A 17,910-nucleotide genomic window follows, 5' to 3' on the forward strand; every position below is an offset into this window, starting at 1 on the left:
TATATGTATACATATATACATAACTATATGTGCATTTAACACATATCTAAATGCAAAGTTACTAAAAACTATTAATGCTGTAATAGTTTTATACTGTTTTTTTACCCCACAAGTACAAAGAATATATTTTAATGTCAAAAATAATGTAATATAGTTGGTTGTATGCTCGTTTTTAAGTAACTTTGCCATACAAATAGACCAATAACAAACGATATAAATAACTTAAACATGGTGAAAATAACAAAAGAAAGTGCCTTGGAATATCACTTAGGCAATCGCCCTGGAAAGATTGAGGTAAAGCCTACAAAGCCTTACCATACCCAAACCGACCTTAGTCTCGCCTACTCGCCAGGCGTTGCGTTTCCTTGTTTGGAAATTCAGCAGAACCCTAACGATGTGTACAAATATACCGACAAAGGCAACCTTGTAGCTGTTATCTCTAACGGTACAGCCGTGCTCGGTTTGGGCGACATAGGCGCTATGAGTGGCAAGCCTGTGATGGAAGGCAAGGGACTTCTGTTCAAGATATATGGCGGCATCGACGTATTCGACATCGAGGTTGCCGAGAAAGATCCTGAGAAGTTCTGCGAAGCTGTAGAGAAAATTGCTCCTACATTTGGCGGTATAAACCTTGAGGACATCAAGGCGCCTGAATGTTTCTATATCGAGGAACGCCTTAAGAAAACACTCGACATACCAGTTATGCACGACGACCAGCACGGTACAGCCATCATATCGGCTGCAGGTCTGAAGAACGCTCTTGAGGTTGCTGGCAAGGATATTGCCAAGGTAAAGATTGTAGTAAATGGTGCAGGTGCAGCCGCCATTAGCTGTACAAAGCTTTACGTGGCTTTGGGCGCTAAGGTAGAGAACATCGTGATGCTCGACTCAAAGGGAGTTATCACAGCCGACCGTCCTAACCTTACACCGCAGAAGAAGCTGTTTGCAACAACACGTACCGACGTACACACCCTGGAAGAGGCTGTAAAGGGTGCCGACGTATTTGTTGGTCTGTCAAAGGGCAACGTACTCTCGCAAGACATGATACGCTCTATGGCCGACCAGCCTATAGTGTTTGCCCTTGCCAATCCTGTACCTGAGATTAGCTACGAGGACGCTATGGCAAGCCGCCCAGACGTGCTTATGTCTACCGGACGAAGCGACTATCCTAACCAGATTAACAACGTTATTGGTTTCCCTTACATCTTCCGTGGCGCCCTCGACGTTCATGCCAAGGCTATTAACGAGGAGATGAAGATGGCTGCCGTACATGCCATCGCCGACCTTGCCAAGCAGCCTGTGCCTGATATCGTTAATGAGGTTTATCATGTCAACGACCTCTCGTTCGGTCCTAAATACTTCATACCGAAACCAGTAGACCCACGTCTTATCACAGAAGTGAGCGCGGCTGTTGCCAAGGCTGCTATCGAAAGCGGAGTAGCACGCAAGACCATTACCGACTGGGACGCTTACAAAAAGAACCTTATGGAGTTGCTCGGTCAGGAAACCAAGCTTACACGCAACCTGCACGATACTGCACGCATGCACCCACAGCGCATAGTGTTTGCCGAAGGCGCACATCCATCGATGATGAAGGCTGCTGTACAGGCTAAGACAGAGGGCATCTGCTACCCTATCCTTTTGGGCAACCCCGACCGTCTGCGCCGTGTGGCCGAGCGTTTGAAGCTTAACCTTGATGGTATTGAGCTTATAGACATGCGTGCCGACCAGGAGCAGGGCCGTCGTGCAACCTATGCTAAGCATCTTGCCAAGAAGCGTGCACGCCAGGGCTACACATTTGAGGAGGCTTACGACAAGATGTACGAGCGCAACTACTTTGGTATGATGATGGTAGAGACTGGCGACGCCGACGCGTTTATCACCGGTCTGTACACCAAGTACTCTAACACCATCAAGGTGGCCAAGGAGGTTATCGGCATACGCAAAGAGTATAACACCTTTGCCACTATGCATATTCTCAACACCAAGAAGGGCGTATTCTTCATTGCCGATACTCTTATCAACCGCCACCCCGACCAGAATGTGCTGGTGGATATCGCCAAACTCTCGGCCAATACCGTTAGATTCTTCAACGAAGAGCCACACATGGCTATGATTAGCTATTCTAACTTCGGTACCGACGAGATTGGCAGCCCGGTTTCTGTACACAATGCTGTGGAAGAGTTGCAGAAGCAATTCCCCGACCTTGCCGTTGACGGCGAGATGCAGGTTAACTTTGCTCTGAACAAGGATCTACGCGACGACAAGTACCCATTCACACGTCTTAAGGGGCTTGATGTCAACACTCTCGTATTCCCGAATATGAGCAGCGCCCAGGGCAGCTACAAGCTTCTGCAGGCTATCGACCAGGATGCCGAGATTATTGGCCCTATCCAGATGGGCCTGAACAAGGCTATCCACTTTACCGACTTCGAGAGTTCGGTTCGCGACATCGTAAACATCACAGCTGTTGCAGCTATCGATGCTTACGTTGACAAGATTAAGAACAAATAATAAACAACAGTAAATCATTGAGGCTGTGACATTCTGGACCAACAAAGTAGAGAATGTCGCAGCCTCTTTTTATCTTAATGAGATATGATAGAGTTTCCTTGCGCCAAAATTAATCTCGGACTGAACATTACAGAGAAGCGTGCCGACGGCTACCACAACCTTGAGACTGTGTTCTTCCCTATCCCAATATGCGACGCCCTGGAGATAAAGACAATGGACGAGCGTTTCCCGTCGGACATGGCTTGCGACCTAAAGGTTACGGGCAACAACGTGTGTTGCGACGAGAAAGACAACCTTATTGTCAGAGCATATAATATGATTGCAGCCGACTTCGACATTCCACGTGTACACGCACATCTATACAAAAACATTCCATCGGAAGCTGGATTGGGAGGCGGCTCGAGCGATGCTGCCTACATGATAAGACTGCTCGACCAGCGATTCCGCATAAATATAGGTAATGCCGAAATGGAGAAGTATGCAGCCCGACTGGGTGCCGACTGCCCCTTCTTTATTACTGCCGAACCGGCTTATGCCGAAGGCATTGGCGAGATATTGGCGGCTGTAAACATAACAGGCAACAATCTGCAGGGCTATTGCCTGGTAGTGGTCAAGCCGCAGATTGCGGTTTCTACAAAAGAGGCTTTCAGCAATATCACACCACGCAAGCCTAAGATGTGCTGCCGCGACATTGTGGCTCAGCCTATTGACACATGGAAGGATGCTCTGTGCAACGACTTCGAGGAGAGTGTCTTCGGCATTTATCCTAAGCTGAAGGACATCAAGAACCGTCTTTATACCTTAGGTGCATCGTATGCGCAGATGAGCGGAAGCGGAAGCTCATTGTTCGGTATATTCAAGAACAACATGGACGAACAGTCGATAAAAGACGAGTTTGCCGACTGCCGTACATTTGTAATGCAACTATAAAAGCATGCGCTATGAATAAGGACAATAAGAACGAGCTGTTTCCTTGGGTAGACAACGAAGGCAACGTGATAGGACACATATTGCGTGGCGAGGCTCACAACGGGTCGAAAAAGTTGCATCCTGTGGTGCATCTGCATGTGTTCAACAGCCAAGGCGAACTGTATCTGCAGAAACGTCCGCAATGGAAGGATATACAGCCAGGCAAATGGGACACGGCTTGTGGCGGACATATCGACTATGGCGAGAATGTTGAGCAAGCCTTAAAACGCGAGGTAGGCGAAGAATTAGGCATACACAACTTTGTGCCCGAAAAGATAACAAGCTACATCTTCGAGAGCAACATAGAAAGAGAGTATGTAAACGTATTTGCCACCGTTTACAATGGCGATGTTAACCCAAGCAAGGACGAACTTGAGGGTGGACGTTTTTGGACATTAGAGGATATTGAGAACAATATTGGGCATAACGTTTTTACGCCTAACTTTGAAAGAGAATACCGCAACGTTGTTGTGCCATATCTTCAGAAGCAAAACACCCATCTCAAGCAACAATAAAACTCGTACGCAAACACGTACACCACTATGAGTGGCGACACAAAACCTATGCCGCGCAATACAGCAGAAAAGATGCTGTCTACCGACTTGAACCTGCCGATAATGCAGCCATAGGTTATTGCCACTATGCCTAAAGATACGGCTACAAGCGGAACAAGACAAGCCGAAAAGCTGCTTGGCATCAACGTGCCAAGGGCACTTAAGAGCGCAGCATGCGGCACAAAGGCAAGAAGGGCTATTACGACGATTATGACAAGAAGCTCCCACAATGCCACAAAAAGAGCCATACGCTCGTAGCCAGTAGCTTCTTTATAGGCAACAATAGAGCGTGGCAGACCACTCTCAACAAGCGGTCCTGCACACATACCTACAACAAGCATCCACACAAGGAAGCTGGAGGCGATATTGCTGACAAATGTACCAAACAACCAGCGCAAGCCTTCGCTTCCAAGTATGGAGCGTATCTGTATGTCGGGATTGACAGCCGTGAGCACCCATGACACAACAATAAGCACCAGCTGCAACAACAATATCACAAGTGATGTGTATGCGGCAACGCTCGAAAACTTTAACCTCTTTGTCATAATCGCAACGTTTGTTTAGTCTTCGTCGGCACTAAGATTCTCAAGACTTAATATCTGCAACTCGAAAGCCTTGACCACAAGGCGTGTAGCATTAATGCCCACACCTCCGTTTCCGTTTGGAAACAGTTTCTGTATTAGTTCGTTCTGACGTTTCTCAAGACTCTTTACGCCAAAAGGCATTCCTCGCAAGTTGGATATCTGCTCCTTGGTGTATCCCAATGCAAGATGACGCAAGAAACGCTCGTCGTATTCGTCTATCTCGTAGCGTATCAGCGCCTCTCTATTCTGTATCTCATTCTTTACAGAACGTATAAAGCTTTCCACTATCTTTGCAAGTATAGGCTGATTGAACACAAGCCGCTTGCCATTCATAACACTTGCAACATCGTCACGAGTAAGCAATTCGCCCGTCTTAAGTATAATGCCGTCGCACTTGGCGTCAAGGGCGTCTACCCACAGATGCTCATTAAGTATCTCGCCCGTAAAAATCAATACCTTTACCTCAGGATGCTCGCTCTTAAGGCGACTACAAATGTCTATACCTACAGTTGTGCTTCCACCTAATCCCAAGTCGAGCAGCACCAAGTCGGGTTTTGACTTGGCGAATGCTTGCCAGAACGACTCTTCCGAGTCGGCTGTTGCTATTATCTCGGCCTCGGGCACCTCGTTACGCAAGATGCCTTCTGTACCTTTTAGTTCGAGAAGTACGTCCTCTACTATTATTACTTTAAAATTGTCCATAGTATGGCAAAGTTAATTATAAAGGATGAAAAACAAGCAACAAACGACAGAAATATACAATTTGTAAACGAAAATTATGAGTACTATTCACAGATCAGTAACCATTTTATATCTTAAAGTTATCGCATTCAAGAATAATGGTAAAAGTTATGCATTTTTCAAACGTAGTAAAAATGGCTACGGATATTTTTTGCGTTCTCTCATAAATAGTATAATTTTGCATTTTTATATGTAAGACAATGAAACAAAATATTATAGACCGTATCAATCATTTGGCTAACGAAAAGGAGCCTTTCCTTTTTGTCGTCAACTATGCAGGTTCGGAAGCATACATACGGAAGCTGTCTGAAATAGCCACCAACGAATGCCTTTATGACTTTGAGGGTATAACCAATGTAAAACGGCAGCCACTCTCTTCGGTTACCAAACATCCGACGTGGAAAGTGTTTGAGCCAAATTTTGAAGATTACACGAAAAGTTTTGAAACCGTCAAAAGCAACATCCTGCGTGGAAACAGTTATCTTGCCAACCTTACTTGTGAGGTGGCTGTGGACTGCAACCTTACGTTTGAGGACATATTCCTACGTGCTAAAGGCAAGTATAAGATTCTACTAATAGACAATAATAGCAATAGGCGGTTCGTGTGCTTCTCGCCGGAAACATTCGTGAAGATAAAGAACGGAATGATATATTCTTATCCGATGAAGGGCACGATTGACGCGTCCTTACCCGAAGCTGAGCAAGTGTTGATGGGCGATAAAAAAGAAGCTGCCGAACATGCTACCATTGTGGACCTGATTCGCAATGACCTTAGCCGTGTGGCAGAGCATGTAAGTGTGGATAAATACCGTTATATTGATGTGCTCCATACCAATAAGGGGGATATTCTCCAGACCAGTTCCGAAATAAGCGGCAAGTTGCCAACCGGTTATCAAAAGCACATCGGAAACATATTGGATGCAATGTTGCCCGCAGGTTCCATAACAGGTGCGCCAAAGGACAAGACTATGGAAATAATCCATGAGGCGGAAGGCTATGACCATGGATTCTATACAGGAGTCATGGGTATATATAATAATGGTGAACTCAACTCGGCTGTAATGATACGCTTTCTTGAAAATGACGGTATAGGAACGTATTTCAAGGCAGGAGGAGGCATTACTTCGAAGAGTGATTGCAGAAAAGAATACGAGGAAGTGTTACAAAAAGTGTATCTTCCTTTTGAATAGAACTGATTTTAATATGGCACAGCAATTCGTAGAGACAATAAAGATTGTGAATGGAAAGACACAAGCTCTTGCATACCATCAGGAAAGAATGGAAAGAACGATCTGTAAGTTCTTTCCTTCATTATGCAATGCGTCCATGCCTTCATTGGAAAAACTGATAAATCCAACGGAAAGCATGGATTTTTACAAGGCGAGAGTGGTGTATGGCGAACAAGGAGTTGAAGCAGTAGAATATGCTCCGTATTTTATTCGAAACATAAAATCACTTCAAGTGGTCGCAGACGACACGATAACGTATGGCTACAAAAGTACCGACCGCAGTCGCCTCAATGCCTTGGTCGCACAGAAAGGAAACTGTGACGACATCATCATCGTCAAACATGGACTTTTAACGGATACCTCATTCACGAACCTTGCCATATTTGATGGCAAACATTGGGTGACTCCCAGACATCCCTTATTGCCAGGCACAAAAAGAGCCGCACTATTGGACAAGGGAATGATACAAAAAGCAGATATTACATTGGAAGATTTGCGAAATGCCAACAAGGTAAGTCTTTTTAATGCGATGATTGAGTTTGGTGAAATAGAAATAGCAATAGAAAATGTCCACATCCTATGATGTCTGCACCCCTGTGCGCCATTCAGTTGGTGTATTGCCGGTCTTCTCTTTGAAGATCATATAGAGATAGGTGCGAGAGGAGATAAGATAACGAGGAATAATTACCAAAAAGTGGCGATAGACCATTTTATCCACCAAATGGTGTATATTGCAAAAGAGGGTCTATACACACTTTTGTCGAGGTGTATAGACCCTTGTCGTTTTCCCGTGAAGTGCGGGGGAAGAGATACTGAGAAACTGAAATATGAGGAATAAAAAGTACTAATTTTATTCATTCTATCCATCGTACTGAATAAAATCAGTACTTTTTTATTCAATAAAATAGATGGAATGAATATTTTTTGTATCTTTGTCTCGGTTTAATCAATTCATCTGAAGAGAAATGAGAACAATTATCAGTAACCAGAAAAAGGAACGGGATATTCTGCTTTCCCGTCCTTACCTTACACGTCATACCAAATATGATGAGGATGAACTGTTGGCAAGCAAGCAAATCAAGTTGATAACGGGTCCTAGAAGAACAGGCAAATCGACAGAGGCTTTGCTGATGCTGAAAGGCAGGAACTTTGCCTATCTGAATTTTGATGACGGCAAACTTCTGAGTGCATGGGACGATGATTTGGTTTGGGAAACACTACATGCCGTTTATCCCGACTTCGAGTATCTTCTGCTTGATGAGGTTCAAAATCTGGATGGTTGGCATTTATGGGTCTCCAAACTTTACCGCATGGGAATCAACATGGTTATTACGGGAAGCAACGCCAAATTGCTGAGTAGCGAAATGGCAACATTACTCACAGGCAGATATATCCAGATAGAGATGCTGCCTTTCAGTCTTTCAGAATTCTTTATCTGGAATCACAGGAATCTTTCGGAAGTATCAGAGATGAAAGATAGCGCATCAGACCTCTCGCTTATAGCAGACTATCTGCACCATGGGGGCTATCCAGAGACAGTAGCAGCAAGAAGTCTGACCCAAAACTATCTCTCCACACTCTTTGATTCCATCATTTGGAAAGACATTGCCAAGCGCCATAAAGTACGCAATGTGGAGGATTTGAACAACCTGGCCATGTATCTGGTTTCTAACTTCTGCAATCCTTTCAGTGCCAACGAACTGGCAGAAACGCTGGGATTTTCGAGCGTAGCAACCACCAAGAAGTTCATGGGATTTTTAAGAGAACCCTATCTCTTGTATTATCTGCCACGTTACAACAACAAGTTGAAAGTGATGAAGAAAGCTCCACAGAAAGTATATGTGGTTGACAATGGTTTTGTAGAAGCCAAGGCTTTTAGTGTGAGTGAGAACTTAGGCAGGTTATTGGAGAATCAGGTTTTTATAGAGTTGGTTCGCAGGGGATATCATGCAGAAACATCACTTTTCTATTATCGCTCCCGTAATGACAAGGAGACAGATTTTGTTACAAGGCAAGGTGCTCATGTAGAAAGTCTTATACAAGTATGTTATGACCTCTCATCTGGACGAACGCTCAAGCGGGAAGTAGATAGCATTATTGAATGTGCAGGAGAACTCAAATGCTCCAATCTGATCATTGTCACGATGAATGAGGAAAGGGTAATTGAGAAAAATGGATATAAGGTCAAGGTTTTGCCTATATATAAGTTTTAATAAGCTGCAATAGAGGTAACGACATGTCTCCTCGAAATCATCACCTATGATGTTGGCACTAAATTGCCGAACTCTTGATATTTTCCACCATACAACCATATTATCCACCCAACGGTTTATATTGAGATAAAGGGTCTATACACCCTTTTGTCGAGGTGTATAGACCCTTGGAACAACCGCGAAGTATGGATTGATAAATATTGCCAGATTCTTTATTCTCCCATTTGGCGTAGGAGCTATTTTATTCAGTAATCAGAGTTACTTGATTCGTCTGTCCTACACCTGTTCCTCTTTCGTGAAAGTCTCTATCATATTTTCCATGGCGCAAAAATATTGTTTTTCTTCAGAAAAAGGTGTCCACTTCCCCCATGTAGGTGTCTACTTCCTACAAAAAAGGTGTCTACTTGGTGGGGGAAGTAGACACCTAAGGCGTGATTTTATTGTATTTTTGCTCTCCAGACAGTTGGGGAGCAACCTTCTTTCTCTTTGAATATGCGATAGAAATCATGCTTAACCTCGGGTGACCAGAGGGAGAAAAAAAAAGGGATGTAACAAAACAATTTGTTTTATTACATCCCCTCATATGTATAAAGAGTGTGCTGAAAGCCGCAAGTATATTACTCGCCAAATGAATATATATTACTTTGCCATTTAATATATATTACTTTGAGTTTGAATATATATTACTTTGCCTTTGAATATATATTGCTTGAAAAGCTTCAACAGACCCGTATTTTACTTGATAGCCTCAACAAGCTTGTCGGGCGTAACAAGGCTCTGCTCGCCAGTAGCCATATTCTTGAGAGTAAGCTTGCCTTCGGCAATCTCCGACTCGCCCACAAGAGCCACATAAGGCACCTGCTTGGCATTGGCATAAGCCATCTGCTTCTTCATCTTAACGCTGTCGGGGAATATCTCTGTGCGTATGCCTGCAGCACGACACTTAGTAAGTATCGGCAAACAATAAGCCACTTCCTTCTCGCCAAAATTGATGAAGAGAAGTTGGGTTCCGTTGACAGCCTCCTTTGGATAAAGGTCAAGACCGTTGAGCACATCGTAGATGCGGTCGGCACCAAACGAAATGCCCACGCCACTAAGACCTGGAAGACCGAAGATGCCGGTAAGGTTGTCGTAACGACCGCCACCGGTTATAGAGCCAATGGCATAGTCGAGAGCCTTAACCTCGAATATGGCACCAGTATAATAGTTCAAGCCACGAGCAAGAGTAAGGTCGAGCTCTATCTGGTTGTTCAGACCGCAAGTCTTGAGTGTGTCAAGAATAAAGCGAGTCTCCTCAACACCCTTCAATCCTGTTTCGGATGCCTGAAGAACCGAAGCTATAGTGGCAAGCTTGTCGTCGTTGGTACCTTCGAGAGCTATAATAGGCTGAAGCTTCTCGATAGCCTCCTCAGAAATACCGTCGCGGCGAAGTTCGTCGTTCACGCCATCAAGGCCAATCTTGTCGAGCTTGTCGATTGCAACTGTAATGTCAACAATCTTCTCGGCCTCGCCAATTACCTCGGCAATACCGGTTAGAATCTTACGGTTGTTAATCTTGATGCAGACACGCACGCCAAAACGTGTAAATACGGTATCGACAATCTGCATAAGCTCAACCTCGTTAAGCAACGAGTCGGAACCTACAACATCAGCATCACACTGGTAGAACTCGCGATAACGTCCCTTTTGCGGACGGTCGGCACGCCATACGGGCTGAATTTGATAGCGCTTGAACGGTAGCTGAATATCCTCACGATGTTGCACAACATAGCGTGCAAATGGAACAGTAAGGTCGTAGCGAAGACCCTTCTCACACAGTTTGGTAGCCAAACGCAATGAGTTGCGCTCCTCAATCTCCTCGCTTGTAATCTTAGAAAGATAGTCGCCCGAATTCAATACCTTGAATAGCAACTTGTCGCCCTCTTCGCCATACTTACCCATAAGAGTCTGTAGGGTTTCCATTGCCGGAGTTTCTATCTGCTGAAATCCGTATAGACCATATACACTACGAATGGTGTCGAAGATGTAATTGCGCTTGGCCATTTCTACGGGCGAGAAATCTCTTGTGCCCTTTGGTATGCTTGGTTTTGCCATTTCAAAAAATGTTTACTTACGTATAATGGTTTGCTCGCGGTCAGGACCTATTGACACAATCTTTATAGGTGTTTCAAGATATGTCTCAAGGAAGTTGACGTAGTCGTTGAACTCCTGTGGGAACTGATCCTCGGATGTGAACTTGGTCATGTCGACATTCCATCCCTTGAACTCCTTGTAGATAGGTTTAGCATCGTACAACTCGTAAGGAAGCTCTGTTGTCTGTGTGCCGTCGGGCAACTCGTAGGCAACACAAGCCTTGATAACTGGGAATGTGTCGAGCACGTCGCTCTTCATCATGATAAGCTCGGTAACGCCGTTAATCATTACAGAATACTTAAGCTGTACAAGGTCGCACCATCCGCAACGACGCTCACGTCCGGTAACAGCTCCATACTCATGACCGAGGTCGCGAATCTTGGCTCCTGTCTCATCGAACAGCTCTGTTGGGAAAGGACCTGCACCAACACGTGTGCAATAAGCCTTCATAATGCCGTATACATTGCCAATGCGGTTAGGGCCGATACCCAAACCTATGCAAGCGCCAGCACAAATAGTGTTAGACGATGTAACGAAAGGATAAGAGCCAAAGTCAACATCAAGCATTGTGCCCTGTGCACCCTCGCACAAGATGTCCTTGCCCGAACGCAATACATTGTTTATTTCGTGCTCAGAGTCGACAATCTGGAAATTCTTGAAGATATACTCTATGCCTTCCATCCATGTCTTCTCTACCTCTGTAATGTCAAAGTCGGTATAACCCAAAGCGGCAATCTGCTTAAGATGAGCAGCCTTGTGAGCCTCGTATTTCTCCTTGAAGCCATCGAGAATATCGCCTACACGCAAGCCGTTGCGTGATACCTTGTCTGTGTAAGTAGGACCGATGCCCTTGCCTGTTGTTCCAACCTTGTTCTTGCCCTTAGATGCCTCGATGGCAGCATCAAGCACACGGTGGGTTGGCATGATAAGATGAGCCTTCTTAGAGATATGCAGACGTGAGCGTAAGTCATGACCGCTCTTCTCAAGCTCTTTAGCCTCTTGCATGAAGAGATCTGGTGCCAGTACAACTCCATTACCAATGATGTTTACCTTGCCACCCTGGAATATGCCTGACGGTATGCTACGCAAGACATACTTTTGACCTTCAAACTCGAGAGTATGGCCAGCGTTTGGACCACCCTGGAAACGGGCAATCACGTCATACTTTGGTGTGAGGACATCTACAACTTTGCCCTTGCCTTCGTCGCCCCACTGAAGTCCCAACAGGACGTCTACTTTTCCTTTGTTCATAAATTTATGACTTTTTATTATTCTAAATATTATTCGGCATTTCTGCTTTATAAATTCAAACTATGCTATATAAGTATTTATGTGTAATCCTTTCGGATTGGTTGCTTATTTTCTTGCAGCCTGCGTCTTGCGTATACGGTATGCACACGACGAGCACACACCATATATATATAATGTGTATTGCTCGCCACGGAATCGTTTAAGCTTAACGCCATTCATCACACCTGACAATTCAGGTATCTCCACATCTGTTATGTTGCCACATACTGTACATATCTGGTGGCAATGGCTCGACGTAGCGAGACATGCCTCATAACGTGTGCCGGTTTGGAACCGATGACGAATTACAAGACGCAGTTCGATAAACAGTCGCATTGTATTGTATAGGGTAGCTCTGCTCACATTGAAATGGCTCTCTGCAAGCTTGTCGCTAAGACCTTCAAGTGTGAAATAGCTGCCCATATCGTAGGCTGCCTCCAATATAGCATAGCGTTCTGGAGTTTTACGACATCCATTACCCTCGAGATAACTTGTAAGTACTCCTTTAGCAACTGTCTTGACATCATTCTGCATCATATTGCAAAGTTACATTTTTTTACCAACTTGACCAAAAAGATGCACTAAAAAGCGTCAAAACCATTGTCATTAAGTAGCTGACGCACCTCAAATGCCTTTTCTGTGTTGGTCTGCTCGATGTATTGCAGGCAATTGAGAAGCGAATGCAACAACTGTCGGTCGGCAGAATGTATGTCTACCGAAGTTGCCGACAACAGTTTGTCTAATGTGTCGGTATCGGGTTTTATACCACGCTTCATAAGTCGGCACATAAGGTTGTAGGCACATATACGACCGACGTTGTCCTTATCAAGCATCTGCCTTACAAGCGTGTAGCCAAACGGCAGATACTGGAAGAGGTTGAATGCCAACATCTCTGCAAGCTCGGCAGAGGTTATGTCGTTGGCCCATTGCAAAGCCATGTCTTCCGACATCTTGTCGGAAGGCATAATGAGTGTGGCAAGCAAACGACACTCGCGCACACCTTTCTCGTTCCAAAGAGCTTGGGCAAGAGCGCTGTCCTTGTCGTATTGCATGGCCATTCGGCGCAAATCGGGTTGAGATACTCCCCAATTCACCTTATACTCCAGTCCTTTCTGTCGCATCGAGGCAGCTGTAACGCCATTCATAAATAGGCGGAACGAACGCTTTATCTGTTTTACCAGTTCTGAGGTTTCCATTTTTTGTTAAATCAATTTGTTACACTACTCAAGTTTAGCAAGTGTAGAAATTAAAGAAGTTCAACCATATACTTATACTCCCGTGGTTAAAGGAAGCCATACTCTGACGAGTAGCGCAGCATCTGATGGTCGTAAGTCTCGGTATAGTCTACCTTTACGTCGGCTGAGCGACCTTCGGCATCGTTTATAAGAGACATTCGTGGATTGATGAATCCCTTGTATGGCGCTATGCCAAGCTTGCTGTAACGCTCAAGAAGCTCGTTGTGCAACTTGGCGTCTACATGTACGGCATAACGTTCAACAAGCATGTGTGCAGCCTCAAAGTCGCCCTCGCTCTTGATGCGTTGTATTTCGGCAAGCAATGTGGCAAAGGCAGTACGAAGCTCCTGATAATTGGTTATCTCTACATAAGTCTTGCCATCAAGCTCTACAAGCCTTACAGCCGACGGATAGTGGTCGAGTGTCCAACGTGCAATAAGCGCACGGTTGCGCATATGAGCCTCTTCTATCTCATTGCCTGGCTGTATGCGGGTGAGCTGCGTAAGCAAACCATTCATCATATACGTATAATACTGCGAGCGATAAGCCTCGAGCGACGGAGTTAGTCCGAGCTCGTAAAGCTTAGGATCGGCAATGTAATACAATCCGAACAGATCGGCACGTGCCTCCTCTATCGTAGAACCATAAGATCCAAGTGCGTCGGCAGAAACTCCAGAAAGCAATTGGCCCGAACCATGACCAAGGCATTCGTGAAGGTCGGTATGCAAATCGTCGCATACATCGCCCCACTTGTCAATCATGTCGCGTGTTGCATCGTCGATAACAAACTCCTTAGCAAATCCGTTGCCGCGTGCAGCCTGATTGTAAGCGTGTGTTAGATTGCCTATGGTTATGCTCTTGGAACCATAACGTGCGCGAATCCAGTCGGCATTAGGCAGATTAATACCTATAGCTGTAGATGGATATTCGTCGCCACCAAGCATGGCAGCACATACAACATTGGCTGTAACGCCAACTACTTGAGGTTTGCGAAAACGTGGATCAACCGGCGAATGGTCCTCAAACCATTGTGCATTCTGCGATAATGTTTGTGTGCGGCGTGTGGCAACAAGGTCTTTATAATGAACAATTCCTTCCCATGAGGCCTTAAGCCCGAGCGGATCGCCATACACCTCGATGAAACCATTGATAAAGTCGACACGTCCTTCATGCTCCTTAAGCCATTCTATCGAGTACTGGTCGAAGGTATGCAGGTTGCCTGTGCGATAATATTCTATCAGCAGATTGATTATCTCAACCTGACGCTCGTTCTCGGCCACCTCGGCAGCCTTGCCAAGCCAATAAACAATGTGGTTGATAGCAGAGCCATAGAGTCCGTCGGCACACCAAACGTCTTCCTTTATACAGCCATCAGATGTTTTACGAAGTGTTGAGTTAAGGCCGTACGATATAGGTGTAGCGGCATTATCGGCATCATCCTTACGCATCTGGGCATAGAAATCCTCAACCTCCTTCTGAGTAAGACCCTCGTAGTAGTTGCAAGCCGAGGTTGCAACAAGGTCGTCGCCAGCCTTTTGGTTTACACGCTTAGGCATAATGTTGGGGTTGAACATAACAGGACAGATGTCGGCAAGCAAGCCTTCTACGGTTTCGTTGGCAAGAAGCGGCAAGTGCAGATGCTCGTCAACATCACTCTTCGAGGCTATGTCGTTGGCTGTAGCTAGCACCACGTTGCGGAAATAAGCCTCGGAAAATTCAGGCTCAAACTTCTCGCAACCATAATGATGGTATATGCCATTAGAGAACCACACACGCTTGAGATAAACCGTGAGAGCACGGAACTCGTCGTTATCGCGCTTGCCACTATAGTTTACATATACAGCCTCAAGGGTGCGACGTATACGCAGATTGTAACGGCCAAACTGGTCGGTGGTTATGTCGCGACCGCAAAGCGTGGCCTCGGATAGATAATATATGTATAGTTTCTGGTTGAGCGTAAGGTTGTCGAAATCGTCGAGACGATAGCGCAACATCTGTATATCGGCAAAACGCTCATCCGTAAAATTGAATTTGTAGGTCATAAATATCGATAGTTTATACTTTTTATCGGTTGCACACAATGTCAACCGAGAGATTCTTGATACTCTCTCGGTGTTTTGTTTGTAATCTGACAGAAAGCGCGATAGAACGTTTGCCTATTGGAGAAGCCCACCATATCGGATATCTCCTCTATACGCAAGTCGGCATAGCGCGAGTCTTGCAGCAACGCCATAGCCTCTTCTACCCGCAACCGATTGACAAACTGAGAGAAATTGGCATGATAACGCACACTAAGCACTATAGATATGTAGCGCGTATTGGTGTGCAGAAGCGTGGCAAGCTGCTTGGCCGTAAACATACGGTCGCGGTATCGCTTCTCCACAACTACAGTTTGCAGAATCTGCTCTTTCAGTTTGTCAAATGTCTCGTGCGAGATTTTGGCAAGATAGGCAGGTGCATGTTTGCCTTTTTCTATATTGTTAGATGTCATACAAACGTTTTTGTTCTACTAAAGCGAGTCACACTCAGCAAGCCATGCTGTACTCATAGCATCTGTTGGCATACGCCAATCGCCTCGTGGCGACAATGTAACGCTACCTACTTTTGGTCCGTCTGGCAGACACGAGCGCTTGAACTGCTGTTGGAAGAAACGGCGCAAGAATGTTCTAAGCCAATGCTTTATAACATCATCGCTATATACAGTCGCGTCGAAAGCGTTGCGTGCAAGCATGAACAACTTGGAAGGACGGAAACCAAAACGCAGGAAATGGTAAAGGAAGAAGTCGTGCAACTCGTATGGGCCAACAAGGTCCTCGGTCTTCTGCTTAATATCTCCGTTCTCGTCAGCAGGTATAAGCTCGGGCGATATTGGCGTGTCGATAATGTCGAGCAAGGTGGCACGCGACGTCTCATCAACACTATTATCAGCCACGTGGCTAACAAGATAGCGTATAAGCGTCTTGGGAATGCTGGCATTTACACCATACATCGACATATGGTCGCCATTGTATGTGGCCCATCCAAGAGCAAGCTCGCTAAGGTCGCCAGTACCGATGACAAGTCCGCCAAGCTTATTGCTCAAGTCCATAAGAATCTGTGTACGCTCGCGGGCCTGACCATTCTCGTATGTAACATCATGCACATTGATGTCGTGACCAATATCCTCGAAATGCTGTGTAACACTTTTACGGATGCTTATCTCGCGTATGGTTACACCAAGGCTCTGCATAAGCGACAGAGCATTGTTGTAGGTACGGTCGGTAGTGCCAAAGCCTGGCATCGTTACACCTATAATGCCTTTACGGTCGTAGCCCAGTTTGTCGAATGTCTTTACGCAAACCAATAATGCCAATGTAGAATCCAATCCGCCACTAATGCCCAGAACCACACGCTTGCTGTTGGTATGTACCAGGCGCTTGGCAAGGCCACACACCTGTATAGAGAAAATCTCGTCGCAAGAGGCATACATATCCTTGCTTGTAGGAATGAAAGGATGTGGATTGACGTTGCGCAGCAAAGCAAAGTCGCGTGGCTGAACAACCTCTGTAGGAACGATAACAGCCTTAGACGATTTGGCAGCATGTACAAACGATGTGTTCTTGCGGCGCTCTGTACGCAACTTCTCAACATCTATCTGACTTACAACAAGCTGCTCGTCGAGAGAGAAACGTGTAGACTCAGCCACAAGCGAACCATTCTCGTAAACATAAGCGTTGCCGCCATAAACCACATCTTGTGTGCTCTCGCCAAATCCACAAGAGCTGTATACATAACCGCATATCAAGCGAGCACTCTGCTGAGAGAGCAAACTCTTGAGATAAGCATTCTTGCCAATAAGGTCGTCGCTTGCCGAGAGATTGAACACAATGTCGGCTCCGGCAAGAGCTATGTCGTTGCTTGGCGGTACGGGTGCCCATACGTCCTCGCACAACTCAATACCAAACTTTACACCATCGCAAGTCTGGAATAGTTGTATGTCTGGCGATACTGTTATAGTATTGCCGGCAAAGCGAACCTCGGTAGGACAGTCTAAATCGTCGGCAGATGCAAACCAACGCTTCTCGTAAAACTCGCCATAATTAGGCAGATAACGCTTAGGCACAATACCAAGAATATTGCCATGCTGACAAACTACAGCACAATTGTAAAGGGCTGTACCAATACAAACTGGCGCGCCAATAATACAGATGATGTCAAGCATGCGCGAGAAGTCGAGCAGCTGCAATATCTTCATCTCTGTCTGGTCGAGAAGAGTCTGCTGTGCAAAGAGGTCTTGGCACGAATATCCTGTAACCGATAGTTCTGGGAAGACGATAATCTCGGCACCCTTGCCCTCGGCTTGTGCTATAAGGCTTTCTATCTGCTTAATATTGTAGTCGGCATCGGCAACACGCACAGAGGGTATGGCCGAGGCTACTGTTATGTAACCGTAATTCATATTCAATAAT

Annotated in this window: 15 protein-coding genes; 6 read left to right on the plus strand and 9 right to left on the minus strand. The window is 45.5% G+C overall.

From position 1 onward, the window contains the following. The first annotated feature begins 228 nt into the window (after positions 1-228). From C9991_RS11325 to C9991_RS11335, 3 genes are all read left to right on the plus strand, one after another. Positions 229-2,514: an NADP-dependent malic enzyme gene (locus tag C9991_RS11325; RefSeq protein ID WP_106812608.1), complete on the plus strand. Its 2,286-nt coding sequence runs from the start codon at positions 229-231 to the stop codon at positions 2,512-2,514. Between the two features lie 84 nt (positions 2,515-2,598). Further along, complete coding sequence (gene ispE, locus C9991_RS11330; RefSeq protein ID WP_106812609.1) at positions 2,599-3,444, plus strand: 4-(cytidine 5'-diphospho)-2-C-methyl-D-erythritol kinase; 846 nt, start codon at positions 2,599-2,601, stop codon at positions 3,442-3,444. Positions 3,445-3,455: 11 nt separating this feature from the next. After that, positions 3,456-3,998, plus strand: a complete 543-nt coding sequence (locus C9991_RS11335; protein ID WP_106812610.1) for an NUDIX hydrolase — start codon at positions 3,456-3,458, stop codon at positions 3,996-3,998. Here C9991_RS11335 and C9991_RS11340 read toward each other — a convergent pair. Both C9991_RS11340 and C9991_RS11345 read right to left on the minus strand, forming a co-directional pair. Then, positions 3,965-4,582: an AbgT family transporter gene (locus C9991_RS11340; protein WP_106812611.1), complete on the minus strand. Its 618-nt coding sequence runs from the start codon at positions 4,580-4,582 to the stop codon at positions 3,965-3,967. The genes C9991_RS11335 and C9991_RS11340 overlap by 34 nt on opposite strands. Positions 4,583-4,597: 15 nt before the next feature. Next, the gene (locus C9991_RS11345; RefSeq protein ID WP_106812612.1) at positions 4,598-5,323 is read right to left on the minus strand and encodes a DUF5932 domain-containing protein; all 726 of its coding nucleotides are present in this window, start codon (positions 5,321-5,323) and stop codon (positions 4,598-4,600) included. A 239-nt stretch (positions 5,324-5,562) separates the two neighbouring features. On the opposite strand from C9991_RS11345, the gene C9991_RS11350 reads away from it, so the two are divergent. From C9991_RS11350 to C9991_RS11360, 3 genes are all read left to right on the plus strand, one after another. Continuing rightward, the gene (locus C9991_RS11350) at positions 5,563-6,552 is read left to right on the plus strand and encodes an aminodeoxychorismate synthase component I (protein ID WP_106812613.1); all 990 of its coding nucleotides are present in this window, start codon (positions 5,563-5,565) and stop codon (positions 6,550-6,552) included. Positions 6,553-6,565: 13 nt separating this feature from the next. Continuing rightward, positions 6,566-7,174, plus strand: coding sequence for an aminotransferase class IV family protein (locus C9991_RS11355; protein ID WP_106812614.1), 609 nt, complete (start codon positions 6,566-6,568; stop codon positions 7,172-7,174). 382 nt (positions 7,175-7,556) lie between these two features. Then, a complete protein-coding gene (locus C9991_RS11360) occupies positions 7,557-8,804 on the plus strand; it encodes an ATP-binding protein (protein ID WP_106812615.1) in 1,248 nt (415 codons plus the stop codon). 735 nt (positions 8,805-9,539) lie between these two features. Here the strand turns inward: C9991_RS11360 and hisS are convergent. From hisS to C9991_RS11395, 7 genes are all read right to left on the minus strand, one after another. Continuing rightward, positions 9,540-10,898 carry a histidine--tRNA ligase gene (hisS, locus tag C9991_RS11365; protein WP_106812616.1) on the minus strand — a complete coding sequence of 453 codons (1,359 nt, stop codon included), beginning with the start codon at positions 10,896-10,898 and terminating at the stop codon, positions 9,540-9,542. A 12-nt stretch (positions 10,899-10,910) separates the two neighbouring features. Further along, a complete protein-coding gene (locus tag C9991_RS11370; protein ID WP_106812617.1) occupies positions 10,911-12,188 on the minus strand; it encodes an adenylosuccinate synthase in 1,278 nt (425 codons plus the stop codon). A 105-nt stretch (positions 12,189-12,293) separates the two neighbouring features. After that, a complete protein-coding gene (locus C9991_RS11375) occupies positions 12,294-12,764 on the minus strand; it encodes a Fur family transcriptional regulator (protein ID WP_232823316.1) in 471 nt (156 codons plus the stop codon). 44 nt (positions 12,765-12,808) lie between these two features. Continuing rightward, entirely contained in the window at positions 12,809-13,423 is a 615-nt protein-coding gene (locus C9991_RS11380; protein WP_106812618.1) for a DNA alkylation repair protein, read from the minus strand. A gap of 86 nt (positions 13,424-13,509) precedes the next feature. Then, positions 13,510-15,504 (minus strand): dipeptidyl-peptidase 3 family protein, encoded by a 1,995-nt coding sequence (locus tag C9991_RS11385; protein ID WP_106812619.1) that lies wholly within the window; start codon positions 15,502-15,504, stop codon positions 13,510-13,512. A gap of 41 nt (positions 15,505-15,545) precedes the next feature. After that, entirely contained in the window at positions 15,546-15,953 is a 408-nt protein-coding gene (locus C9991_RS11390) for a helix-turn-helix domain-containing protein (protein ID WP_106812620.1), read from the minus strand. Positions 15,954-15,971: 18 nt separating this feature from the next. Beyond that, on the minus strand, positions 15,972-17,900 hold the full coding sequence (locus C9991_RS11395; RefSeq protein ID WP_106812621.1) for an NAD(+) synthase: 1,929 nt from the start codon (positions 17,898-17,900) through the stop codon (positions 15,972-15,974). Positions 17,901-17,910: the final 10 nt, after the last annotated feature.

Source organism: Prevotella merdae, assembly GCF_900290275.1.
Taxonomy (GTDB): Bacteria; Bacteroidota; Bacteroidia; order Bacteroidales; family Bacteroidaceae; genus Prevotella; species Prevotella merdae.

What these genes read in the sequence shown, in the direction of transcription:
- C9991_RS11375 (WP_232823316.1), bottom strand. Translation starts at nt 12,764, where the DNA reads ATGATGCAGAATGATGTCAAGACAGTTGCTAAAGGAGTACTTACAAGT.
- C9991_RS11340 (WP_106812611.1), bottom strand. Translation starts at nt 4,582, where the DNA reads ATGACAAAGAGGTTAAAGTTTTCGAGCGTTGCCGCATACACATCACTT.
- C9991_RS11360 (WP_106812615.1), top strand. Translation starts at nt 7,557, where the DNA reads ATGAGAACAATTATCAGTAACCAGAAAAAGGAACGGGATATTCTGCTT.
- C9991_RS11335 (WP_106812610.1), top strand. Translation starts at nt 3,456, where the DNA reads ATGAATAAGGACAATAAGAACGAGCTGTTTCCTTGGGTAGACAACGAA.
- C9991_RS11395 (WP_106812621.1), bottom strand. Translation starts at nt 17,900, where the DNA reads ATGAATTACGGTTACATAACAGTAGCCTCGGCCATACCCTCTGTGCGT.
- ispE (WP_106812609.1), top strand. Translation starts at nt 2,599, where the DNA reads ATGATAGAGTTTCCTTGCGCCAAAATTAATCTCGGACTGAACATTACA.
- C9991_RS11390 (WP_106812620.1), bottom strand. Translation starts at nt 15,953, where the DNA reads ATGACATCTAACAATATAGAAAAAGGCAAACATGCACCTGCCTATCTT.
- C9991_RS11380 (WP_106812618.1), bottom strand. Translation starts at nt 13,423, where the DNA reads ATGGAAACCTCAGAACTGGTAAAACAGATAAAGCGTTCGTTCCGCCTA.
- C9991_RS11325 (WP_106812608.1), top strand. Translation starts at nt 229, where the DNA reads ATGGTGAAAATAACAAAAGAAAGTGCCTTGGAATATCACTTAGGCAAT.
- hisS (WP_106812616.1), bottom strand. Translation starts at nt 10,898, where the DNA reads ATGGCAAAACCAAGCATACCAAAGGGCACAAGAGATTTCTCGCCCGTA.
- C9991_RS11370 (WP_106812617.1), bottom strand. Translation starts at nt 12,188, where the DNA reads ATGAACAAAGGAAAAGTAGACGTCCTGTTGGGACTTCAGTGGGGCGAC.
- C9991_RS11350 (WP_106812613.1), top strand. Translation starts at nt 5,563, where the DNA reads ATGAAACAAAATATTATAGACCGTATCAATCATTTGGCTAACGAAAAG.
- C9991_RS11385 (WP_106812619.1), bottom strand. Translation starts at nt 15,504, where the DNA reads ATGACCTACAAATTCAATTTTACGGATGAGCGTTTTGCCGATATACAG.
- C9991_RS11355 (WP_106812614.1), top strand. Translation starts at nt 6,566, where the DNA reads ATGGCACAGCAATTCGTAGAGACAATAAAGATTGTGAATGGAAAGACA.
- C9991_RS11345 (WP_106812612.1), bottom strand. Translation starts at nt 5,323, where the DNA reads ATGGACAATTTTAAAGTAATAATAGTAGAGGACGTACTTCTCGAACTA.